This is a genomic window from Nocardioides panacisoli (assembly GCF_019448235.1).
In the GTDB taxonomy this organism is placed as follows: domain Bacteria; phylum Actinomycetota; class Actinomycetes; order Propionibacteriales; family Nocardioidaceae; genus Nocardioides; species Nocardioides panacisoli_A.
Genome location: NZ_CP080409.1, coordinates 3,364,822 through 3,386,869, shown reverse-complemented (window position 1 = coordinate 3,386,869; position 22,048 = coordinate 3,364,822). Strand labels below are relative to the sequence as shown.

At 71.3% G+C, this 22,048-nt stretch carries 23 protein-coding genes and 1 tRNA gene; 3 read left to right on the top strand and 21 right to left on the bottom strand.

Annotated elements, in window-relative coordinates; all coding sequences use genetic code 11:
* Nucleotides 1-6: 6 nt before the first annotated feature.
* The 4 genes from pstA to KUV85_RS16530 all read right to left on the bottom strand — a co-directional run bounded on the left by pstA (nt 7) and on the right by KUV85_RS16530 (nt 4,275).
* A complete protein-coding gene (gene pstA, locus KUV85_RS16545; protein WP_219960983.1) occupies nt 7-1,128 on the bottom strand; it encodes a phosphate ABC transporter permease PstA in 1,122 nt (373 codons plus the stop codon).
* 4 nt (nt 1,129-1,132) lie between these two features.
* Complete coding sequence (gene pstC / locus KUV85_RS16540) at nt 1,133-2,077, bottom strand: phosphate ABC transporter permease subunit PstC (protein WP_219960982.1); 945 nt, start codon at nt 2,075-2,077, stop codon at nt 1,133-1,135.
* 89 nt (nt 2,078-2,166) lie between these two features.
* On the bottom strand, nt 2,167-3,264 hold the full coding sequence (locus KUV85_RS16535) for a phosphate ABC transporter substrate-binding protein PstS (protein ID WP_219960981.1): 1,098 nt from the start codon (nt 3,262-3,264) through the stop codon (nt 2,167-2,169).
* A 138-nt stretch (nt 3,265-3,402) separates the two neighbouring features.
* Nucleotides 3,403-4,275, bottom strand: coding sequence for an NUDIX hydrolase (locus KUV85_RS16530; RefSeq protein WP_219960980.1), 873 nt, complete (start codon nt 4,273-4,275; stop codon nt 3,403-3,405).
* A 49-nt stretch (nt 4,276-4,324) separates the two neighbouring features.
* Between KUV85_RS16530 and KUV85_RS16525 the strand changes: the two genes are divergently transcribed.
* Nucleotides 4,325-5,374 carry a hypothetical protein gene (locus tag KUV85_RS16525; RefSeq protein WP_219960979.1) on the top strand — a complete coding sequence of 350 codons (1,050 nt, stop codon included), beginning with the start codon at nt 4,325-4,327 and terminating at the stop codon, nt 5,372-5,374.
* A gap of 80 nt (nt 5,375-5,454) precedes the next feature.
* On the opposite strand, the gene KUV85_RS16520 is transcribed toward KUV85_RS16525, so the two are convergent.
* The 7 genes from KUV85_RS16520 to KUV85_RS16490 form a co-directional block, all read right to left on the bottom strand.
* A complete protein-coding gene (locus tag KUV85_RS16520) occupies nt 5,455-6,471 on the bottom strand; it encodes a hypothetical protein (protein ID WP_219960978.1) in 1,017 nt (338 codons plus the stop codon).
* A gap of 137 nt (nt 6,472-6,608) precedes the next feature.
* A complete protein-coding gene (locus tag KUV85_RS16515; protein ID WP_237690310.1) occupies nt 6,609-8,783 on the bottom strand; it encodes a heavy metal translocating P-type ATPase in 2,175 nt (724 codons plus the stop codon).
* Between the two features lie 58 nt (nt 8,784-8,841).
* Nucleotides 8,842-9,048 carry a heavy-metal-associated domain-containing protein gene (locus tag KUV85_RS16510; protein WP_237690164.1) on the bottom strand — a complete coding sequence of 69 codons (207 nt, stop codon included), beginning with the start codon at nt 9,046-9,048 and terminating at the stop codon, nt 8,842-8,844.
* Nucleotides 9,049-9,065: 17 nt separating this feature from the next.
* Nucleotides 9,066-9,365, bottom strand: coding sequence for a metal-sensitive transcriptional regulator (locus tag KUV85_RS16505; protein WP_219960976.1), 300 nt, complete (start codon nt 9,363-9,365; stop codon nt 9,066-9,068).
* 113 nt (nt 9,366-9,478) lie between these two features.
* Nucleotides 9,479-9,682, bottom strand: coding sequence for a cold-shock protein (locus tag KUV85_RS16500; protein ID WP_219960975.1), 204 nt, complete (start codon nt 9,680-9,682; stop codon nt 9,479-9,481).
* A 224-nt stretch (nt 9,683-9,906) separates the two neighbouring features.
* Nucleotides 9,907-10,845: a glycoside hydrolase family 16 protein gene (locus KUV85_RS16495; RefSeq protein WP_219960974.1), complete on the bottom strand. Its 939-nt coding sequence runs from the start codon at nt 10,843-10,845 to the stop codon at nt 9,907-9,909.
* Nucleotides 10,846-10,894: 49 nt separating this feature from the next.
* Complete coding sequence (locus KUV85_RS16490; RefSeq protein ID WP_219960973.1) at nt 10,895-11,857, bottom strand: glycoside hydrolase family 16 protein; 963 nt, start codon at nt 11,855-11,857, stop codon at nt 10,895-10,897.
* 210 nt (nt 11,858-12,067) lie between these two features.
* Between KUV85_RS16490 and KUV85_RS16485 the strand changes: the two genes are divergently transcribed.
* Nucleotides 12,068-12,140, top strand: a tRNA-Lys gene (locus KUV85_RS16485).
* On the opposite strand, the gene KUV85_RS16480 is transcribed toward KUV85_RS16485, so the two are convergent.
* The 10 genes from KUV85_RS16480 to KUV85_RS16435 form a co-directional block, all read right to left on the bottom strand.
* Nucleotides 12,138-12,512: a carboxymuconolactone decarboxylase family protein gene (locus tag KUV85_RS16480; protein ID WP_219960972.1), complete on the bottom strand. Its 375-nt coding sequence runs from the start codon at nt 12,510-12,512 to the stop codon at nt 12,138-12,140. The two genes, KUV85_RS16485 and KUV85_RS16480, sit on opposite strands and share 3 nt — an antisense overlap.
* A gap of 28 nt (nt 12,513-12,540) precedes the next feature.
* Entirely contained in the window at nt 12,541-13,425 is an 885-nt protein-coding gene (locus KUV85_RS16475; RefSeq protein ID WP_219960971.1) for an NAD(P)-dependent oxidoreductase, read from the bottom strand.
* A gap of 10 nt (nt 13,426-13,435) precedes the next feature.
* Nucleotides 13,436-14,182 (bottom strand): SDR family oxidoreductase, encoded by a 747-nt coding sequence (locus KUV85_RS16470; protein ID WP_219960970.1) that lies wholly within the window; start codon nt 14,180-14,182, stop codon nt 13,436-13,438.
* 123 nt (nt 14,183-14,305) lie between these two features.
* Nucleotides 14,306-15,760 (bottom strand): aldehyde dehydrogenase, encoded by a 1,455-nt coding sequence (locus KUV85_RS16465; RefSeq protein ID WP_219960969.1) that lies wholly within the window; start codon nt 15,758-15,760, stop codon nt 14,306-14,308.
* Complete coding sequence (locus KUV85_RS16460; protein WP_219960968.1) at nt 15,757-16,395, bottom strand: hypothetical protein; 639 nt, start codon at nt 16,393-16,395, stop codon at nt 15,757-15,759. Before KUV85_RS16460 ends, KUV85_RS16465 begins: the two co-directional genes overlap by 4 nt.
* Nucleotides 16,392-16,592, bottom strand: a complete 201-nt coding sequence (locus tag KUV85_RS16455) for a ferredoxin (RefSeq protein WP_219960967.1) — start codon at nt 16,590-16,592, stop codon at nt 16,392-16,394. Before KUV85_RS16455 ends, KUV85_RS16460 begins: the two co-directional genes overlap by 4 nt.
* The gene (locus KUV85_RS16450; RefSeq protein WP_219960966.1) at nt 16,589-18,070 is read right to left on the bottom strand and encodes a cytochrome P450; all 1,482 of its coding nucleotides are present in this window, start codon (nt 18,068-18,070) and stop codon (nt 16,589-16,591) included. Before KUV85_RS16450 ends, KUV85_RS16455 begins: the two co-directional genes overlap by 4 nt.
* Nucleotides 18,071-18,072: 2 nt before the next feature.
* Complete coding sequence (locus KUV85_RS16445; protein ID WP_219960965.1) at nt 18,073-18,849, bottom strand: SDR family oxidoreductase; 777 nt, start codon at nt 18,847-18,849, stop codon at nt 18,073-18,075.
* Nucleotides 18,849-20,099: a cytochrome P450 gene (locus tag KUV85_RS16440; RefSeq protein ID WP_219960964.1), complete on the bottom strand. Its 1,251-nt coding sequence runs from the start codon at nt 20,097-20,099 to the stop codon at nt 18,849-18,851. The genes KUV85_RS16445 and KUV85_RS16440 overlap by 1 nt, the downstream gene beginning before the upstream one ends.
* A complete protein-coding gene (locus KUV85_RS16435) occupies nt 20,096-20,665 on the bottom strand; it encodes a TetR/AcrR family transcriptional regulator (RefSeq protein WP_219960963.1) in 570 nt (189 codons plus the stop codon). Before KUV85_RS16435 ends, KUV85_RS16440 begins: the two co-directional genes overlap by 4 nt.
* An 80-nt stretch (nt 20,666-20,745) precedes the next feature.
* Here KUV85_RS16435 and KUV85_RS16430 point away from each other — a divergent pair, with 80 nt between their 5' ends.
* The gene (locus tag KUV85_RS16430) at nt 20,746-21,996 is read left to right on the top strand and encodes a hypothetical protein (protein ID WP_219960962.1); all 1,251 of its coding nucleotides are present in this window, start codon (nt 20,746-20,748) and stop codon (nt 21,994-21,996) included.
* Nucleotides 21,997-22,048: the final 52 nt, after the last annotated feature.

Sequence of the window (22,048 nt, the reverse complement as noted above, 5' to 3'; positions counted from 1 at the left end):
GCCGGGTCACTTGCCGGTCTTGGGTGCGAAGACCTTGCCCACGACGCGGGCCAGGACATTCAGGGTCATCACGATGAAGATCAGGGTGAACGCCGCCCCCCAGACGCGGTCCTCCCAGATCTCGCCGTACTTGAAGTGCGAGGTCTGCGAGAGCGACTGGTAGATGAAGACCGGCAGCGTCTGCACCGCACCGTCGAACGGGTTCCAGTTGACGCTCCGCGCGGTGCCCAGGATCAGCAGCAGCGGCGCCGTCTCACCGGCGACGCGCGCGATCGAGAGCGTCACGCCGGTCACGATGCCCGCGACCGCGGTGGGGAGGACCACCTTCACGATGGTGCGCCACTTCGGCACGCCCAGCGCGTACGACGCCTCCCGCAGCTCGTCGGGGACCAGCTTGAGCATCTCCTCGACCGAGCGCACCACGGTCGGCACCATCAGCAGTGCGAGCGCGAGGCCGCCGCCGATGCCGATGCGGGGCAGCTCCTCGCCCAGCAGCACCTTGAACAGGGCCAGCGCGAAGAGGCCCGCCACGATCGAGGGGATGCCGGTCATGACGTCGACGAGGAAGGTGATGACCGAGGCCAGCTTGGTGCCGGGGCCGTACTCGACCAGCCAGATCGCGGTGAACAGGCCGATCGGGATCGCGATGATCGCGGCGCAGACCGTTACCAGGATGGTGCCCATGATGGCGTGGACGATGCCGCCGCCCTCGCCGAGCAGCGCACGGCCGGTCATGTCGGTGGAGAGGAACTCCGGGGTGATGACCGGGGCGCCCTTGACGACCACGGTGACGGTCAGGCTGACCAGCGGGATCATCGCCAGCACGAACGCCGTCCACATCAAGGTGCCGGCGAAGTGGTCGGTGGCGGCGCGCTTGCCCTCGACGGCGCGGGTCCACAGCGGGAACCCGACGACGAACAGGACCCAGGCGATGCCCACCGCGGTGGCGATGCCCTGGCCCAGGACCAGCGACACCAGGAAGCCGGCGGCCAGCGCGATGCCGGCCGCGAGCGGGACCGCCAGCCGCGGCAACCGGCCGTGACGGGCGTTGGGGTCGTGGAGGAGGGAGCTGGCGGGGTCGAGGGTGTCGACGCCGCCGCTGGACTCGGAGGGGAGGGTGTTGGTCATCAGATCAGGCCTTCGCGACGCCGCGGGTGGCCACCCAGCGACCGATGAAGTTGACGAGGAAGGTCAGGACGAAGAGCGCCAGACCGCAGAAGATCAGCACGTTGATCTTCAGGCCGGACGCCTCCTTGAAGGAGTTCGCGATGAACGCGGCGATGGTGTTGGAGTTCTCGCTGGAGACGATGTCGAAGCTCACGATGACACCGGTCGTCGAGAGCACCATGGCCACCGCCATGGTTTCGCCCAGCGCGCGACCGAGGCCGAGCAGCAGGGCGGCGACCATGCCGGAGCGGGCGTAGGGGAAGACCGCGAGCTTGATCATCTCCCAGCGGGTGGCGCCCAGCGCGAGGGCGGCCTCCTCGTGGGCGCTCGGGGTCTGCGCGAAGACCTCGCGCATGATGGCGGTGACGATCGGCAGCGCCATCAGGGCCAGCACGACGCCAGCGGTGAGGATCGTGCGGGCGGTCGCACTCGCCGGCCCGTCGAAGAGGGGGATCCAGCCGAAGTAGTCGACCAGGAACTGGTGCAGCGGCTGGAGGTAGGGCGCGAGGATGAAGGCGCCCCACAGGCCGAACACCACGCTGGGCACCGCGGCCAGCAGGTCGACGAGGAAGCCGACCGGCTTGGCCAGCCGGCGGGGCGCGTAGTGGGAGATCACCAGGCCCAGGCCCACGGCGAGCGGCGCGACGATCACCATGGCGATCATCGAGGCGAGCACCGTGCCGAACAACAGCGGACCGACCAGGCCCCACAGGTTGTCCTTGTCCCACACTTGCTCGTCCTCGGCGCCCAGCGCCGGCATGCCCTGGATCACCAGGAAGGCGCCGACACCGGCGAGGAAAACGATGACGAGCAGGGCGCCGATCAGGGCGGCCCTGCTGAAGACGGCATCGCCGACACGGCGGTTGCCGTCGGCGAGCTCTGCTGCTGGTGGATCCGCGATGGCGCTCACGCCAAGTCCTCCGTCGTCGGGTGGGGGTGGACCTGCGGGGTGGGTGCCGGGTTGCCCCGGCGCCCACCCCGGTCAGTGTGTCAGGTCGGTCAGCCGGCCGAGATCTGCTCGATGATGCCCTGGACTTCCTCCTGCAGCGCAGGGGCGAGCGGGGCCGAGCCGGCCTCGCTCTCGGCCATCGCCTGGCCGTCGTCGGAGACGATGTAGTCCATGTAGGCCTTCACCATGTCGGCCGTGTTCTGGTCCTCATACGTCGGGCAGGCCAACAGGTAGGAGGTCAGCACGATCGGGTAGGTGCCACCCTCGGTCGTGGTGTGGTCCAGGTCGAAGGCGAGGTCCATCTCGCCACGGTCCTCCACGCGCGGGGAGACCTCGAGGATCTTCGCCGCAGCCTCCGAGCTCGGGGCCACGAACTCGCCACCGACGCCCACGTTGGCCTGGCCGAGGCCGCCGGCCTGGCTGGCGTCGGCGTACCCGATGGTGTTGCTGGTCTCGGTCACGACCTGCACGACACCGCTGGTGCCCTGCCCGGCCTCACCGCCGGCCTTGGTCGGCCAGGTCTCGACGACACCGAAGTCCCACGCGTCCGCGGCGACCGCGTCCAGGTAGTCGGTGAAGTTCTCGGTGGTGCCCGAGTCGTCCGAGCGGTGGACCGGGGTGATCTTGGCGTTGGGCAGGTCTGCGTCGGGGTTGCTGTCCGCGATCGCCGGGTCGTTCCACTTGGTGATCTTGCCGGCGAAGATGCCCGCGACGGCCTCGGGGGTCAGGTTGAGCTCGTCGACGCCCTCGACGTTGAAGATGACCGCGATGGGCGAGACGTAGTTCGGGACCTCGATGACCTCGCCGCCGCACTGCTCCTGCGCACCGGAGAGCTCGCCCTCGTCGTCGGTCAGGTAGGCGTCGGAGCCGGCGATCGGGAAGCCGCCCGAGACGAAGTTCTCGCGACCCGTGCCGGAGCCGGTCGGGTCGTAGTTCACGGTGACGCCGGGAGCGGCCTCACCGAAGCCGACGATCCAGGCGCTCTGGGCGGACTCCTGGGAGGAGGCACCGCCGATGTTGAGGGAGCCGGAGAGGTCAGCGGCCTCCTCGCTGGCGCCGCCACCGGAGTCGCCACCGCAGGCCGTCAGGCCGAGCGCGAGGGCTGCAATACCGGGCACCAGGGCGCGGCGGGTGGAAATACTCTTCACTTCATGTCTCCTGATGTCGCAGAAGTACGGACATTCAGGAGTCTGGGCAGCCGAAGTGACCGGACAGCCCGCGACGGGTGAACGAGCGGTGAACGGAGTCGAGACGTTTCACGATCAGCCGTGAGGCCCGTCACGGGGTCAGGGGGCGTGCCGCTCCACCGCGACCACCCGCCCCTTGCGGAGGTGCACCACGAGCATCTCCGCCGGGGAGAGGTCCTCGGCCCGGTGCTTCTTGCGCAGGCCCAGCGCGTCGAAGACCAGCGGCAGCACCGGACGGTGCGTGCAGACCACGGCCCCCGTCTTCTGGTCGACCAGGTCGGTGATCACCGCGGTCAGCCCGTCCAGGTCCGCGTCCTCCTCGCTCAGGCTGTCCAGCGCGAGGGGATCCCAGCCGGTCATCTCGGCGTACGGCGCCACCGTCTGCCGGCAGCGCACGCTGGAGGAGGTGACCACGCGGGTGACGTCGTACGCCGCGAGGAGCGGGACGACCCGGTCGGCCTGCCCGTGGCCCCGCTGCAGCAGGGGACGCTGGCGGTCGTCGCCGGACCACGCCTTGCGGGACCGCGCCTGGCCGTGGCGCAGCACGACCAGGGCGCGCGTCTTGCGCCGCTGCGCAGCGGCCGCGGCGAGCGTCTCGCGGTCCTGGTCGTAGGTGAGCCGGTCGGGCGCCTCGGCGAGCGGCACCCAGGCGACGTCGTCGATCTCGTCGTTGGGCTCGTAGCCGGACACGTCGTCGTCGCCGACCACGCGTGCGGTCCAGTAGTCGACCGTCTTGGGGCGGCCCTTGGCGCGGTACTGCTGCTGCGGCAGGGGTGCCCCCAGCCGCACGTGGAGGCCGGTCTCCTCGGCGGTCTCGCGGACCGCGGTCACCGCGAGGTGCTCGCCCCGCTCGACCTTGCCCTTGGGGAAGGACCAGTCGTCGTACTTGGGACGATGGACCACCAGGACCTCACGACCCGGCCGGAAGGCAACGACGCCGGCAGCCCGGACAGCGGCACGGTTGCGGGACACGCGCGCTAGTGTCACATCCCGACCCGCAGGACAGGGAGAGCCACCCGAGATGACATCCAAACGTCGCACGATCGTCATCGGCGCGATCCTTGCGGTGGTCCTCGGTGGCGGCGTCCTCGCCTGGCAGGCGTGGCAGCAGGACTCCCGGCTGGCGACCGCGGTCGCGCTGGCGCCCGGCGACAGCCAGCGGCTGAGCTGGACCGACTGGTCCGGCGTGCGGGAGGAGCTCGGCGCCGACCTCACCGGCGCGGGCCCGGAGGAGGTCGAGGCGTTCCTCGACCGCGGGTACGACGCGGACCTCACCTCGACCTCGGCGGTCCTCACCTCGGCGACCGCGCTGCAGGAGCAGTGGGACCTCTCCCCCGCCGACCTGGAGTGGGAGCTGCTCGCCCAGGCCGTCGACGGCCAGGTGGTGCTCCTCGGTCCGGGCGAGGACTTCGACTACGAGGCGTTCCGGGAGCGGTTGCGCGCGGCGGGCTACGTCGAGCCCGACGAGGAGGGCGGCACCTGGCAGGCCGGTGAGGGCGAGCTCGCCGAGCTCGGCCTGCCGCCGGAGGTGGGCAGCGTGCGGGTCGACGAGGACGCCGGGGTCGTCGCGACGAGCGAGGTGGCGGCGTACCTCGCGCAGTGGGACGAGGAGCTGCGCGAGGACGACGTCGACGAGGGCGTCGCCGACGTCGTGGGTGCCTATGACGAGGTCCGGGCGCTCTCTGCGGTGGTCTACACCGGCGACCAGGCGTGCGGGGAGCTGGCGATGAGCCAGGCCGACGGCGCCGACAACGCCCGTGCCGACCAGCTCATCGCCGACGCCGGTGAGATCCATCCGCTGCGGGGCTACGGCATGGCCGCGCTCCCGGGGGACGCCGTGCGGGTCGCGATGGCCTTCGAGTCCGACGACCAGGCACGCACCGACGCCGACACCCGCTCCACCCTCGCCGCCGGCGACGCCCCGGGCCAGGGCGGCACCTTCCCGGACCGCTTCCGGCTCGGCGAGGTCTCGGCCCGCGGCAACGTCGTCCGCATGGAGCTGGCCCCGACCGAGGGCTCCTACGTCCTCTCCGACCTCTCCAGCGGACCGGTGCTGTTCGCGACCTGCTGAGGTCGGCCCGGCGAGATAGTCCCTGACGAAAAGCACCCGAAACCGGCGTCCGGAGGTGCTCTTCGTCAGGCACTACCAGGTCAGGCCGCGCGGTACCTCAGGAAGCGAGCACGCTCGGCCGCGCTGAGCGCCCGCCGCTGCTCCACCGTGGCCGTGGACGTCCACCACGCAGGTGGAACGATCGTCCACGTGCGCCGCTGGGCACCGGTGGCCCCAGCGCGTCGGTACGCCGCGTCCAAGCGACGGAGGAAGCTCCCCTGCGGATCACCCGCCAGCCACGTGACCGCCTCGAGGCCGTGGGCCCGGAAGGCGGCGTCTCGGTTGACGTCGGTGACCCGCTGGTCAGGCTCGAGGTGGTGGGCGCCGTCGTACTCCCCCACGACCCCGGCCACCGGATCGACGAGGTCCGGCGTACCGATGTGGCGGCCCGTCCGGTCGAACAAGGGTTGGTTGTGCAGGGGAGGCGGATGCCCGCCGTCGAGCTCCCAGACCAGGCCCATACGAGTCTCGGCCGGTGACCATGAGTTCTCCGCCCCGTGGTCACGTGCCCATCGCGCCTGCGGGACACCGGTCCATCCGGACTGGCGCCCGATGACCTCGCTTGCTTCGGCGAGCGAGACGAGATCGGAGTACGCCGCCATGTCGAGCGCCGCGACGGCCTCCCGCCGGTCGGTGGACCGCCGCATGCTGTGGACCACCGACCAAGCCGGCACCGTGACGGGGATCCCATCCACGACGACGATGTCGTGGCGGCTCACACCTTCGCCGCACGGTTGGATACCGGGTTGCGGGCGGATGTCCTGCGTGCCGACGAGGATGGTCACCGGCTTGGTTCGAGCGCCACCACCGGTGAACCACACACCACCCAGCCATCTCAGCGCCGCCCACCCCGTGATGGCGCATCCGGTCGGCACGACGACGGAGGCCTCGAGGATGCGTTGGTCGACATTCGCAGCATCGACCGCGGCCGGGACGTAGAAGCCGTGACTGGTCTGACGCCAGCGAGGACCTCGCGCCTGTCCACGCGTCGGTCCGTCGGCCCCCGTCGGGTCAATGCGGACCGGTCGTACCAGACCGCGATGAGGAGCCTCTTCCATGACCGCACCCTGCGCGGCTCACTCGCGGTCCTCAACGGTGCGATTCGTTATCCACAGCGACCGTCGGATAGTCCCTGACGAAAAGCACCCGAAACCGGCCTCCGGAGGTGCTTTTCGTCAGGGACTATCCACCTGAGTCAGCGGAACCGGCGCAACCGCAGGCTGTTGCTCACCACGAAGACCGAGGAGAGCGCCATGGCGGCGCCGGCGAGCATCGGGCTGAGCAGGGCGGCGGCGGCCAGCGGCAGGGCGGCCACGTTGTAGCCGAACGCCCAGAACAGGTTGCCGTGGATGGTGCGGAGCGTACGCCGCGCGAGCCGGACCGCGTCCGCAGCGCCACGGAGGTCGCCGTGGGTGATGGTCAGGTCGCTGGCCTCGCGCGCGACGTCGGCGCCGGCGCCCATCGCGATGCCGAGGTCGGCCTGTGCGAGGGCGGCCGCGTCGTTGACGCCGTCGCCGACCATCGCGACCGATCGGCCCTGCTCCTGGAGGTCGCGCACCACGCGCACCTTGTCGGCGGGGAGTACGTCGGCGATCACCTGATCGATGCCGACCTCGGCGGCGACGGCTCGTGCCGCACGTTCGTTGTCGCCGGTGAGCAGCATCGGCTCCAGGCCGAGGTCGCGCAGTCGACCGATCGCCTCGGCGGCCTCGGGCTTGACGGTGTCGGCGACCACGACGACGCCCCGGGCGTGCCCGGCCCACCCCACGACGACCGGCGTCGCACCGTCGGCGCGGGCGGCCTCGACCGCGTCGGTGACCTCGCCGGCCACGGACCAGCCGAGGTCGTCGAGCAGGGCGGGACGCCCGACGACGACGTCCTCGTCCTCGACGCGGCCCCGCACACCGAGCCCCTCGTGGTTGGTGAACCCGGTGACGCCGCCCGCGACGTGCCCGGCGGCGATGGCGCGGGCGATGGGGTGCTCGGAGGCGGCCTCGAGCTGCGCGGCGCGGCGGTGCACCGTGTCGGCGTCCTCCCCGGGCGCGGCGACGACGTCGACCAGCGTCATCTCGCCGCGGGTCACGGTGCCGGTCTTGTCCAGCACGATGGTGTCGATCCCGCGGGTGGCCTCGAGTGCCTCCGGCCCCCGCACGAGCAGGCCCAGCTGGGCACCGCGGCCGGTGCCGACCATCAGGGCGGTGGGCGTCGCCAGGCCGAGCGCACACGGGCAGGCGATGATCAGCACCGCGACGGCGGCGGTCAGCGCGACGGCCGCTCCCTGGCCGGCCAGCAGCCACCCGGCGAGAGTGACGAGCGCCAGCCCGATCACGGCGGGCACGAAGTAGGACGACACCCGGTCGGCGATGCGCTGGGCGTTGGCCTTGCCCGCCTGGGCCTCCTCGACGAGTCGCGCGAGCTGCGCCAGGTGGGTGTCGCTGCCGACGCGGTCGGCGCGGACGACGAGACGGCCGGTGGCGTTGACGGCACCGCCGACGACGTCGTCCCCCTCGCGGACCTCGACCGGCACCGACTCACCGGTCAGCAGCGACTGGTCGACCGCGGAGAACCCGGCGACGACCCGGCCGTCGGTGGCGACCTTCTCCCCCGGCCGGACGACGAAGTGGTCTCCCACGCCGAGCTGCTCCGGGGCGATCAGGGTCTCGGGCCCGTCCAGTCCGTCACGGAGTACGGCGACCTCGCGCGCGCCCAGGTCGGCCAGTGAGCGCAGGGCGTCGCCGGCGCGCTGCTTGGCGCGCTTCTCGAAGTAGCGGCCGGCGAGCAGGAAGGTGGTGACGCCCGCGACGACCTCGAGGTAGACGTTGTCGAGTCCGTCGCTCGGCCCGTCGCGGAAGCCGACGAAGGGGTCGAAGCCGTGGCTCATGCCCAGCTCGCCGGCGCTGCCGAAGAACAGCGCGACCAGCGACCAACCGAAGGCGGCGGTGACGCCGACCGAGACCAGGGTGTCCATCGTGGTGGCGCCGTGGCGCAGGTTGGTCCAGGCGGCGCGGTGGAAGGGCGCCGCCGCCCACACCGCGACCGGCGTCGCGAGCACCAAGGAGACCCACTGCCACCCAGTGAACTGCAGCGGCGGCAGCATCGCCAGCACGATGACCGGCACGCTCAGGATCGCCGAGACCGTCAGCCGCCGACGCAGCGCGCCGACCTCGTCGCTCGCCCCGGGCGTCTCCTCCGCGGTGCGCACGGTCGCGCCGTACCCCGCGGCCTCGACGGTATCGACCAGTCGGTCGAGGGGTACGCCGTCGACGGTGGTGACGGACGCGCGCTCGGTGGCGTAGTTGACCGTGGCGGTCACGCCGTCGAGCTTGTTGAGCTTGCGCTCGATCCGGTTGGCACAGGAGGCGCAGGTCATGCCCGTCAGGTCGAGCTCGTGGGCCTGCTCCGCGTCGTGGGCGGCAGGGCGCGTGGTCTCACTCAAGGGTGTAGCCCGCCTCGGTCACCGCGGCGTCGACGTCGACACGCGCGATCGGGTCCGCGCTGGTCACCACGACGGTGCCGGTCTCGACGGTGACGTCGACCTGCTCGACGCCCGCGAGCTCGCCGACCTCCTCGCGGACCGAGGCGGCGCAGTGCTCGCAGGTCATGCCGGTGACGTGCCAGGTGCTGGTCATGCTCATGGGTGGCTCCTCGGGTCTCAGGACTTCACGAGTCGCTGGATGGCAGCGACGGCCTCGGTGATCTTCTCCTCGGCCTCGGCGTCGCCGGCTCGTGCGGCGTCGACGACGCAGGAGGCCATGTGCTCCTCGAGCAGCGACATCGAGAAGGAGTGCAGGGCACTGGTCATCGCCGAGACCTGGGTCAGGATGTCGATGCAGTACTTCTCCTCCTCGACCATCCGCTGCAGGCCGCGGGCCTGCCCCTCGATCCGGCGCAACCGTCGGAGATGGGCGTCCTTGCGTGCCAGGTAGCCGTACTGGTGCTCCTCCTGTGTCATGCCACCACTATACCCCCCATGGGTATCCGTTCAAGGCCGGGCGCCCCGGCACAAAAGGCACGAGGCCCCGTCCGTGCGGACGGGGCCTCGCGTGAAGTGCGGTTCGAGGAACCTCAGAGGGGAACGACGTTCTCCGCCTGCGGGCCCTTGGGGCCCTGGGTGACGTCGAACTCGACCTTCTGGTTGTCCTCCAGGGTCTTGTAACCCTGGGACTGGATCGCCGAGTAGTGGACGAAGACGTCGTCTCCGCCACCCTCCTGCTCGATGAAGCCGAAGCCCTTCTCGGCGCTGAACCACTTGACGGTGCCCTGAGCCATGTTGCTCGTTACTCCTCGTGTCGGGGCGAGAGCCGCCACCTCGGCGGCCCACAACGGATGCGATGACTCGTCGCTCCGACCCGTGGATGGAGACCACGAAGCAGATACGCCGTCGGCCACAAGACTCCGCAGGCGTCATACCGGTGGAACTTGCATCCGTTGCGAGGGTGAGACTATCAACGCCGCGGGGATTCCAACCCTTCGCGGCGCAACTTTCTCACCGACTACTGCCAGGCCTTGACGTAGTCGATGACGAACTCCGCCGGCAGGTCGGTGTGCGGACCCACGGCGTTGTTGCCGGTCTCCTTGTCCACCGCCATCGTGAGCGCGATGTTGAAGGGGTGGTCGAAGGGCTGCGGGGCGACGAGTGGACTGTCGGGCTGCCACGTGCGGGTCCAGCACTGCTGGCCGTCCTGGTAGAAGCGCATCTCCTGCGGCGTCCACTCCACGGCGTAGGTGTGGTACTTGCTGACGTCGGCGATGCTGCACCACCAGCCGCTGTCACCCCAGTAGGTGCGGCCGGAGTAGTGGAGCGAGGGCAGCACGGTGGTCGGCGAGCCGGACCACCACTCCGCGATGTCGATCTCGCCGGAGTGCGGCCAGCGGCCGTAGGTGTGCTCGTTGGGGTAGAGCCAGAACGCCGCATGCAGGCCGGTCTGGTCGGTGTCGGGCAGCTTGGCCCGGATCTCGAAGCGGCCGTAGGTCTGGGAGAAGCGACCACGGGTGCCGACACTGGCGCCGGTGTAGCGGGTGTCGAAGTCACCCAGCGGGCTCCGGCAGGTGAACGGCGCCCCCTCGTCCCGGGCGGTGAGGACCATGGTGCCGCGGCGCAGCGCGACGTTCGGGCGGCCCGCCTTGATGCAGGTCTGGTCGACGCGGAAGCCGCTCCAGCGGGTCTCACCGGCGAGCCACTTGTCGTCCACGGGCTGCCCGTTGCCGGCGAAGTGGTCGACGAACGTGCACGACCAGGTGCCGCCCTCGGGCTTGCCGAGGATCGCGCCGCAGGCGTCGGCGGCCGCAGGCGCGGCGGCCCGGGGTACGACGCGCGGCACCGTTTCTGCCTGTGCGGCCGGTGAGCCCGGCAGCAGTCCGAGCGCGACCAGCAGGGCACTTCCCGCACCGATCGCCAGTCGCCGGGCGCTTCGTTGCCTCATCGTGGCCATCACGCCACACCGTCCTTCCCGAGATCGTGACGGCCCCGGCGCGCGGACATCACTTCCACACCTTGACGTGGTCGATCACGAATTTCGCGGGGAGCTTGGTGCGCGCCGTGACCCCATTCCTGCCGCCACTGTTGTCCACCGCCATCGTGAGCGCAATGTTGAAGGGGTGGTCGAAGGGCTGCGGCGCCTCGAGTACGCCGGTCGGCTGCCACTTCCGCTTCCAGCACTGGCGGCCGTCCTGGTAGAAGCGCATGACGCGCCGGTTCCACTCGATCGCGTAGGTGTGGAACTTGTTGACGTCGCGGACGCGGCACCACCAGCCGGTGTCGGCCCAGTACTTGCGGCCCGGGTAGTGCAGCGACGGCAGCACCCGGCGGGGAGTCCCCGACCACCACTCGGCGATGTCGATCTCACCCGAGTTCGGCCACCGGCCGTAGGTGTGCTCGGTGGGATAGAGCCAGAACGCCGCGTGCAGGCCGGGCCGGTTGGTCGCGGGGAGCTTGGCCCGGACCTCGAAGCGGCCGTAGGCCTGGGAGAACCGACCGCGCGTGCCGACGCTCGCGCCGGTGTAGCGGGTGTCGAAGTCGGCGAGCGGGTTCTTGCAGGTGAACGAGCTGCCCTCGTCGCGGGCCTTGAGGACCATCTTGCCGCGGCGCACCTTGACGTTGCGCTTGCCGGCCTTGATGCAGGTGCCCTCGACGCTGAAGCCGCTCCACAGGGTCTCCCCCGAGAGCCACTTGTCCTCGTCCGGCTGTCCGCTGCGGGAGAAGTTGTCCACGAACGTGCACCGCCAGCGACGGCCGCTGCGCTTGCGGATCTTGCGACCGCACGCGTCGCGGCGCGCGGCCACCGTCTGCTTCACCTGCTGCGGCACGGCCGCCGACGCGGTCTCCGTGGCGGACGCCTGTGCCCCCGGTGCCGTCATCCCCGCCGGGAGGAGGCCCAGCGCCACCGTCGCCGACGCGACGGCGACCACTGCGGCCCGACGTACCCGAGCTCGTCGTTGGAACATTGCCACTCTCCCGTACGGCGTCTCCGCCATCCCATGAACACGATTGCGGCCATTGTGTGAGCTGCGACGCGCCGCCGTATCGCCAACTCGTGGGATGTGGCCGAACGACGGCGGCCCGTATGGTCCGTTGTGACCAGACAGCGTGGAAGGAGCCCGCGGCCCCGGGGCCCGGTACGGACGGGGCCCGTGACTGCGATACTTGGCCCGCCTGGGCCCCTAGCTCAATTGGCAGAGCAGAGGACTTTTAATCCTTTGGTTGTGGGTTCGAGTCCCACGGGGCCTACTGGTCGCCCCTCGCGATCGTGTCCTCGACGACCTGGTTGAGCCGGGCTCCGTGGGGCCAGCCGGCGTAGTGGCAAAGGAAGATGACGATCTCGCGCAGCGCGGTCGCGTCCAGCTCGCCGTTGGCGTACGCCGCCGGCACCTGGATGCCGAGCACGTCGGCACCACCGGTGCCGGCCAGCAGGCCGATCAGCAGGAGGCGGCGGTCGCGGTCGGAGAGTCCCTCGCGCTGCCACACGTCGCCGAAGAGGTGGTCGGCGGTGTAGCCGAAGAAGTCGCCCTCGCCGTCGGTCATGTCGAAGCCGTAGACCTGCTCCATCTTCTGCAGCCCTCGGCGGCGTTGCTCGGGCAGGTCGGCGAACTTGTCGGTCATGGGTGTCTCCCGTCGGTCGAGGCGGCGTTCACGGCAGTCCCAGGCCGGGACCGAGGCGGTCGCGGGCGAGCCGCGCCAGGGGGACGTCCACGCCGAGCTCGTCGGCGAGGGCGCACGCGAACCCGAGGTCCTTCTCCCCCAGGTCGCGGACGTGGCCGAAGACGTCGTGCCAGAAGTCGTCCGGCTCGATCTCCGCGGTGGTGTCGCGGTGCATGATCGCGCCGGGGCCGCCCGTGATCGCGTCGGTGTGGCGGACGACGTCCCCGAGCGCGACGAGGTCCAGCCCCGCGGCCTCGGCGAGCCGCTGGGCCTCGGTCGCGGCCGTGAACGCGACGAAGTGGAGCAGGTTGCGGGCGAGCTTGAAGCGGGTGCCGGCGCCGACCTCGCCGGCATGGACGACCTTCTCCCCCAGCACCTCCAGTGCGGGCCGGGCCCGCGCGAACGCCTCGTCGCTGCCGCCCACCAGGATCGCCAGCGTCCCGGCCGCGGCGCCCATCGGGCCACCGGAGACCGGAGCGTCCACGACGTGTACGCCGTGCCGCGCGGCCGCGTCCGCCAGGTCGGCCGGCGTCGTGGGTGCGACCGTGGAGTGCACCGCGACCACGAGCGGCTCCCCGCCCGCGCGACCGCCGGCCAGCACCGACTCGAGCACGTCGCGCACCTGGTCGTCGTCGCGCACCATCACGCACACCACGTCGACGTCACGCGCGAGGTCGCCGAGGTCCTCCGCAGCGCTCGCCCCGGCTTCGGTGAGCTCGGCGACCGGGCCGGGCGCGACGTCGTACACGGTCAACGAGACGTGTTCGGCGGCGGCGAGCCGCTGCGCCATCGGCTTGCCGATGTTGCCCAGGCCGACGAAGCCGACCCGGGTCCGGGCCGAGTCGACCGACGGTCGTCGCGGATGCTCGGTCACCGTCGCCCCCTCACAGCCGGAAGGTCTGGCCGCCGTCGACGGCGAGGACCTGGCCGGTGATCCACGACGCCTCCTCGGAGAGCAGGAACAGGCACGCTCCCACCATGTCGCGGGGCTGCCCCATCCGCTTCAGCGCGAGGTTCTTGACCAGCTCCTGGGACGCATCGCCCGCCTGGGTGCGGGTCGCCTCGGTGTCGGTCGGCCCGGGCGCGATCGCGTTGACCCGGATGCCCATGCCGCCCACCTCGTGGGCGAGCTGCTGGGTGAGGCCGTTGATGCCGACCTTCGCCAGCCCGTAGAACCCGGAGTAGAGGTAGGCCGCGGTGCTGGACTGGTTGACGATCGCGCCGCCGCCACGCGCCTGCATCGACGGCAGGCAGGCCCGCGTCATCACCAGTGCGCCGTCGAGGTTCACGCTCATGAACTTCTTGTAGTAGTCCCAGTCGACGCTGACCAGCAGGTCGAAGGCCATGTCGCCGTAGATCGCGGCGTTGTTGACCAGCGCATCGATGCCGCCGAAGGCCTCGGTCGCCTCCGCTGCCAGCGCCTCCGCCGACTCCGGCGAGGACACGTCGCAGCGCACGAACCGCGCCGAGCCGCCGTCGGCCCCGATCCGCTTCGCGACCTGCTCCCCCGACTCCTCGTTGAGGTCGGCCACGACCACGTGGGCGCCCTCCGCGGCCAGCGCCACGGCGTACGCCTCCCCGATGCCCTGGGCCGCGCCGGTCACGACGACGGTCTTGTCCTGGAACCTCATGCTGTCCTCTCGGGTTGCTGGGTGCTCAGGTTTCCCCGGTTAACCGGGGAAACTGGTATTCCATGGGCTTGCAATCCCTCATCAGTACGAGAATCCCCGGTTAACCGGGGATCCCTCCCCCCCTCATGCCGGCTCCGCGATCGTCTTGGTCTCGAGGTACTCCTCGAAGCCGGCGACGCCCATCTCGCGGCCGAGGCCGGACTGCTTGTAGCCGCCGAAGGGGGCGTCGGCGCTGAACCAGACGCCGCCGTTGACGGCCAGGGTGCCGGTGCGGATGCGGCGGGCGACGGCGCGGGCGCGGTCGAGGTCGGCGGAGTCGACCGACCCGGAGAGGCCGTACTCGGAGTCGTTGGCGATGCGGACGGCGTCGTCGTCGCCGCCGTGGGGGATCACCACGAGCACCGGGCCGAAGATCTCCTCCTGCGCGAGCCGGGAGGTGTTGTCCAGGCCGGCGACGACGGTCGGCTCGACCCAGTAGCCGTCGCGGTCGATGACGTGGCCGCCGGTGGCGAACCGGCCGCCCTCCTCCGCCGCGAGTGCGAGGTACGCCGCGACGCGGTCGCGCTGTGCGGCCGAGATGACGGGGCCGCAGATCGCGCTCGGGTCGCCGGGGTCCTTCACGCCGATGCCCGCCATCGTCGCGGCGGCCACCTCGACGGCCTCGTCGTACCTCTCCCGCGGCACCACCAGCCGGGTCGTGAGCGCGCAGCCCTGGCCAGCGTGGATGCAGGCCGCGAAAGCGGTCGCCCCGGCCGCCGCACCGACGTCGGCGTCGTCGAGCACGATGGCCGCGGACTTGCCGCCCAGCTCGAGGAAGGTGCGCTTCAGCGTCGGCGCCGCGGCGGCCATGATCGCCCGTCCGGTGGCGGTGGATCCGGTGAAGGACACCATGTCGACCCGCGGGTCGCTGCTGAGGACCGCCGCGACCTCGTTCGAGCGGGGCGTGACCACGTTCAGGACGCCCGCCGGGAGGTCGGTGTGCTCGGCAGCGAGCCGGCCGAGCTCGGCGGCCACCCACGGGGTGTCGGGCGCCGGCTTGAGCACGACCGTGCAGCCGGCCGCCAGGGCCGGGCCGACCTTGGCGAGGTTGATCTGGTTGGGCACGTTCCACGGCGTGATGGCGGCAACAACGCCGACCGCCTCGCGGCGTACGGTCCGCCGGGTCGGGATGCCCATCGGCTCGGCGACCCCGAGGTCGGTCTCGTACTCGTAGCGCTCGGCGAGGTCGGTCATCCACGCCAGGCCCCCGACGGGGACGTCGAACCCGGCTGCCCCCATCATGAACGACGGCATCCCCACCTCCGCGGTCGTCAGGGCGCGGAAGTCATCTGCGTGGTCGAGCAGCGCCCGGTGCAGCTGCCGCAGGCAACGCACCCGGAGCCCGGTGTCGGTGGACCACTCGGTCTCGTCGAAGGCACGCCGTGCGGCGGCGATCGCGGCGTCGACGTCCTCGGCGGTGCTGTCGGGCGCGACGCCGATCTCGCGCCCGGTCGCCGGGTCGAGGATCGGGTACGTCGCCCGGTCGCTGGCGGCGCCCAGCTTGCCGTCGACGAGCTGTTGCGCCTGCGGCGTGTTCATCGGGTCTCCCGGGTCTCGGCCACCGGGGCGGACCCTTGGGTGCGGTACTCCCCGGCCTCGACCGGGGGCGGCCACACCGGGGAGGGGATGTCGGCCAAGTGGTAGTGGCCGGGCACGTCGTGGCCGGTGACCTTCATCCGGTCCAGCAGCGTCGGCGGCGCCTTGTCGGCGGCGAGGATCTGCATGAAGGTGTGGGCGGTCGAGGGCATGTCGAACCAGTCGCGCTGCCAGGCGATCTTGATCTCACCCGCATCGGCGCCGCTGGTCTGTCGCTCGACCCCGAACCACGACCCGCCGATGCCGAGGATCTCGTACTCCTGCCCGTCGTCGTCGAGGATCCCCGAGCGCTGTTTCCAGAAACCGACGATCATCTGGTTCCTCTCGTCGATCACGGTGGCCTGGTAGTCGTAGTGCCAGCCGTCGAAGCCGTCCATCTCGATGCCGATGGCCCAGTCGCGGATCTGGTCCCGGCCCACGGCCATGAAGTGCTCGTCGACGGAGTACATCCAGCCGTAGCTGGCGTCCTCGGCGTACCACTGCGCCATCGGGCGCCAGTCGCCCAGCCGCTCGGCCTCACGGTTGATGTCGAGCCAGGAGTCCCAGAACTCCTCGATCTCGTCGCGGGTCATGCTCATCGGTCTTCCTCCAGTGAGAGTGCGAAGGCGGGGCAGTACTTGACCGCCTGGGTGACGTCGGTACGCCGCGCCTCGTCCGGGTGCTCGTCGAGGACGACCACCACGTCGGCGTCCTCGTCGAAGCCGAACACGTCGGGTGCCTCGCCCTGGCAGAGCTGGTGGCCCTGGCAGATGTCGACGTCGGCGACGACCCTCACCGGCCGGCCCTCCGGCGGTAGCGGACCCGGCAGGGCTGTTGCAGCTGGATGACCATCTTGGAGAAGTCGTCGCGGTAGGAGTCGACGGGCTGGGCCGGCTCGAAGGTGAAGTCGCGCAGGATCACCGAGAAGATCGCCTTCATCTGCATCATCGCGAAGGCGTTGCCCACACAGCGGTGCTTGCCGGCGCCGAAGGGGATCCAGGTCCAGCGGTTCTGCAGGTCCTCCTGCCGGGAGTCGATGTAGCGCCCCGGGTCGAAGGAACTCGCGTCGGGGAAGTCCGCCTCGATGCGGTTGGACACCCGCGGCGAGGCGGCGATCAGGGTGCCGGCGGGGATCTGCTGGCCGAGCAGCTCGAACTCCTGCTGCACCAGTCGCATCAGGATGACCAGCGGCGGGTGGAGCCGCAGTGTCTCCTTCAGCGCGGCCTCGAGCACCGGGATCGAGCGCAGCGCCTGGAAGGAGACCTCCACGGCACCGGTCCCCTCGGGGTCGGCGTAGAGCTCGTCGAGCTCGGCCACGACGTCGGCCATCACCTCGGGATGGCGCATCAGCTCGATCATCGCCCACGACGCGGTGCCGCTGCTGGTGTGGTGGCCCGCGAACATCATCGAGATGAAGATGCCGGTGACGGTGTCGGCGTCCATGTCGATGCTGATCAGCACGTCGAGGAGGTCGCGCTCCTCCTTGGGCACCGTCCCCCGCGCCCGGCGGCGGTCGATGATGGCCTGCACCAGCTCGACCAGCTGGACCCGGGCGGCGTCGCGACGGCGGAAGTTGTCCAGGTCGGCGTACGCGTCGACGTAGGCGATGGCGTCGGTGCCGCGCTCCAGCTCGTGGTAGTGCTGCGCGAAGCTGCTGTCGAGCTCCTCGCGGAACGGCTTGCCGATCAGGCACGCCGAGGTGGTGTAGATGGTCAGCTCCGCGAAGAAGTCGAGCAGGTCGATCTCGCCCTCCTCGCCCCAGTCGGCGACCATCCGGCGGATCTCGGCCTCGATGGTCTGCGCGTGGCCGCGCATCATCTCGCCGCGCAGTGCCTGGTTCTTCAGCATCTGCTGGCGTTCCTCGGGGCTGGCGTCGAAGACGACGCCCTTGCCGAAGATCGGCGTCATGAAGGGGTACGCCGCGGCCTGGTCGAGCACGTCGTCCGGCGCGCGGAAGAACGCCTCGTTGGCCTCGGCGCCGGTCACCAGCACCACGTCGGAGTCGGCGAGCCGGAACCGGCCGATGTCGCCGCACTCCTCCCGGACGCGCTCGAAGAGCCCGATGGGGTCCAGGCGCATCTCCGGCAGGTGGCCGGTGCCCTTGATGATGTCGGGGACGTCGGCGCCCCAGTCGTCGACCGGGCGCGACACCTCCGGGATCCCGGCGAGCCGGTCCGCGGCCGTCGTGCCGCGTCCGTTGGTCGTGGCGCGTTCGTTGGTCGTGGCGCGTTCGTTGGTCGTGCCGCGTCCGTTGGTCGAGCCTGTCGAGACCATGGTCAGTCCTCCCGTAGGGGTGCTTCGGGGTTGACGTCCACCGGGCTGAGGTGGACGCCGCGGGGTGCGGCGACGACCGCGGTGATGGCGTCCGCGATCGCCGTGGCCTTGAGGAAGTGCGGGTGCCGGGCGAGCCCGAACCGGACCCACTCGTTCAGCACGTCCGCGGCAGCCGCGTCGTCCCAGTCGGTGCCCATCTCGCTCCAGGTGGGGCCGGGCCGCACGATGGAGGCACGGACCCCGGTGCCCTCCAGCTCCATCTGCAGGGCGTGGACCATCCCCTCCAGGCCCCACTTGCTGGCGCTGTAGGCCGACATGAAGGGCCGCGCCCGCACCGCGACGTCGGAGGAGACGAAGACGATGTCGCCGCGACGACGCTCGACCATGCCCGGGACCAGTGCCCGCACCAGCCGATGGGCGCCGAGGAGGTTGACGTCGACCTCGTGCGCGAAGCGCTCGGTGGCGACCTCGTGGGTGACGCCGGGCCGCACCAGTGCGGCGTTGCACACGACGACCTCGGGCTCGCCGTGGTCCGCGGTGGCCTTCGCGACGAACTCCGCCACGGACTCCTCCTCGACCACGTCGAGCCGGTGGGCGACCGCCTCACCACCCTCGGCACGGACGGCGGTCGCGAGCTCCTCGCACAGGTCGGTACGCCGTGCGCCCAGTGCCACCGGGTGCCCCGCGGCGGCGAGGGCGCGGGCGGTCGCCGCGCCGATGCCCGAGGAGGCGCCGGCGACGATCGCCGGGCGGCGCTCGGGCTGCTCGTACTTGCCCATCACGCGCTCCGCTCGGTGAAGCTCACCGGCAGGCGGGCGAACCCGCGCACGCTGGTCGAGTGGACCCGCTCGGCGCGGTCGGCGTGGACCTCGAAGCCGGAGACGCGGCGTACCAGCTCGGTCAGCACCACCTTGGCCTCCAGCCGGGCGAGGTTGGCGCCGAGGCAGAAGTGGCGACCGGTGCCGAAGCTGAGGCTCTCGGCGAGCTCACTGCGGTCGCGGTGGATGTCGTAGCGCGTCGGGTCGGTGAACACCCGCTCGTCGCGGTTGGCCGAGCCGAGCAGGATCAGCGCCTTGGCGCCGGCCGGGACCGCCGTGCCGGACAGCTCGGTGTCGTGCACGACGTAGCGCGTGAGCATCTGGCTGGAGGTGTCGAAGCGCAGCGTCTCCTCCACCCACGGCGCGACGTACGCCTCGGGCTCGGCGGGGTCGGCGAACACCTCGCGCTGCTGCTCGGGATGGGCCGCGAGGTGGTGCAGCGCGTTGCCGAGCAGCTTGGTGGTGGTCTCGTTGCCGGCGACGACCATGAGGAAGAGGAACGCGATGACTTCGCCGTCACGGAGCCGGTCGCCCTCCATCTCGGCGGCGAGCAGCGCGGAGGTGAGGTCCTCGGTCGGCTGCCCGCGCCGGCGCGTGACCATGTCGCCGAAGTAGGTGAACAGCTCCATCGACGCCGCGACCCCCGCCTCCGGCACGTCACGTACGCCGGCCTCCCGGTGGACCGTGAGATCGGCCAGTCGGCGTACCTCGTCGCGGTCGGCCTGCGGCACGCCCATCATCTCCGAGATGACGTCCATCGGCAGGCGGCCGGCGAAGTCGCCGATCCAGTCGGCCTCGCCGTGCTCTGCGTTGGCGGCGAGGGTGCGGTCGAGGTAGTGGTCGGTCAGCGCCTGGACGTTCGGGGTCAGCTCCCGCACCCGGCGGGGTGTGAAGGCGCGCGAGACGAGCCGCCGGATGCGGCTCTGGGCGGCGCCGTCGAGGGCGAGGAAGGACATCACCCGGTGGGCCTCGGCGGTCCAGGCGGACGCGTCGAGGGAGACCCCCATCTGGTTGGAGTAGGTCTCGTCGTCGCGCATCACCGCGAACACGTCGGCGTGCCGGGAGATCACCCAGAGGTCGTCGCGGGCGGCGTGGTGGACCGGGTCCTCGGCGCGCAGCCGCGCGTAGGTCGGGTAGGGGTCCTCGTGGAAGTCGTAGTCGTAGGGGTCGAAGTCGATCGGCGCGGTGGCCGGCGCGGTCCCGGCGGTCACGGGGTGAGGGTCCCTTCGAGGATGGTGGCGACGACGACGTCGAGGCGGTCGCCGAGCTCGGCGTAGGTGACCAGGCCCATGCCGGCCTGCAGCAGGGCCCCGGAGAACGCGAAGGTGAGCGCCTCGAGCACCGCGGGCGTGGCGGCGTCACCGAGCGCCTCCTCGAAGCGGGAGACGAACTCCGCACCGACGTGGAGCCGCAACCGGTCGACGTCGGGGTCGCTGCCCAGCAGCGCCACGGTCACCGCCGCGGCGAGCGCCGGCGCGCCCTCGAGGAGATCGGTGAGGTGGCGGGTCACCGACTGCACCCGCGCGGTCGGCGTACGCCCGGAGGGCTCGTGGGCGTCCTCGGCGAGCATCCGGACGAACAGCTCGGTGACGAGGTGGCCCTTGGAGGAGAAGTAGGTGTAGGCCGTCGCCGGCGAGACCCCGGCCTGCAGGGCCACCTGGCGGATGGTGAGCGCCTCGGCCCCGCCCTCCTCCAGCTGGCGCAGGCCACCGTCGAGCAGCTTCTGCACGGTCTCGACCTGGCGCGGCTTGAGCTGCCGGCGCGGCGCACTGGTCATTTGACTGGACACCTGTCCAAACTAGAACACGTTGCACTACTCTGGCAAGGGAATCGTCACCACCACCCCACGGAGGACCCATGCCAGTGCGCAGCCGGTACGCCGATCTCTCCCGCGCCGACCTCGCGGTGGTCGTGCCCGAGCTGCTGTTGATGGGACAGCTCATCGACCGGTCCGGGATGGCGTGGTGCATCCAAGCCTTCGGGCGCGAGGAGATGCTGCAGATCGCGATCGAGGAGTGGGCCGCGTCCAGCCCGGTCTACACCCGTCGCATGCAGGCCGCGCTCGGGTACGCCCCCGCGACCCCGGGCCGCGGCGACGTCGTCACCATCTTCAAGGGCCTGCAGCTCGACATCGGGGCTCCCCCGCAGTTCATGGACTTCCGCTACACCGTCCACGACGCCCACCACGGCGAGTTCCACCTCGACCACTGCGGCGCCCTCATGGACGTGGAGCCGATGGGCGAGGACTACGTGCGCGGCATGTGCCACGACATCGAGGACCCGACCTTCGACGCCACCGCCATCGCGAGCCATCCCCGCGCGCAGGTGCGCCCGATCCACCGACCTCCCCGCACGCCCGCGGACCGCCAGCCGCACTGCGCCTGGACGGTGACCATCGACGACAGCCACCCCGAGGCCGAGGGCATCCCCGCACTGGCCCGCAACGAGCGGTCACGCGCCGCCGGCATCGCCCTCGCGCCGATCGACCCCACCGAGGACGGCGCGGCCGACTACGCCGGGCCGCTGGTCACCGACGTCGACTTCGCCGCGTTCTCCCACTCCGCCCTGGTGCGCATCGCCGACGAGGTGTGCCTGCAGATGCACCTGCTCGACCGCGGGTTCGCGATGGCCGTGCGCGGCCGCGCCGCCGACGAGGCCCAGCTGCTCTCGCTGCGGCGCCAGCAGCTCGTCGGCGCGGCCGGCATCGGCGCCCTGCGGCTCGCCCGCGCCCTGGGCGTCACCCGCGACGAGGCGGGTGCGCGACGCGTGCTCGCACTGCACCCGTTGCTCAACCCCGCGGCGTACGTCGACGCCGACGTGCCGGTCCCCGACGGCACGCTGACCGTCCGGCCCGGCCCGGCACACGAGGACGAGGCATGGATCTCGCTCGTCGGCCCGGACGCGCCCGACGCCCTGCAGGCGATCGTGCAGGCCGTCGACCCGCACCTCGACGTCGAGGTGACACCCGCCGGGGAGGCCTGGACCGCCGACGTCGTACGCCGCGCCGAGCCCGCCGAGGAGCGGCCCGAGGTGGCGGTGACGAAGTTCAGCACCGGCACCGACTTCGCCTTCGAGGAGCGGACCTCGCTGCCCATCACCCCGGTGTGAACGGCACCGGGAGACGGTCCCGGACGCAGCGCACCCCGACCGGCTCGATCGG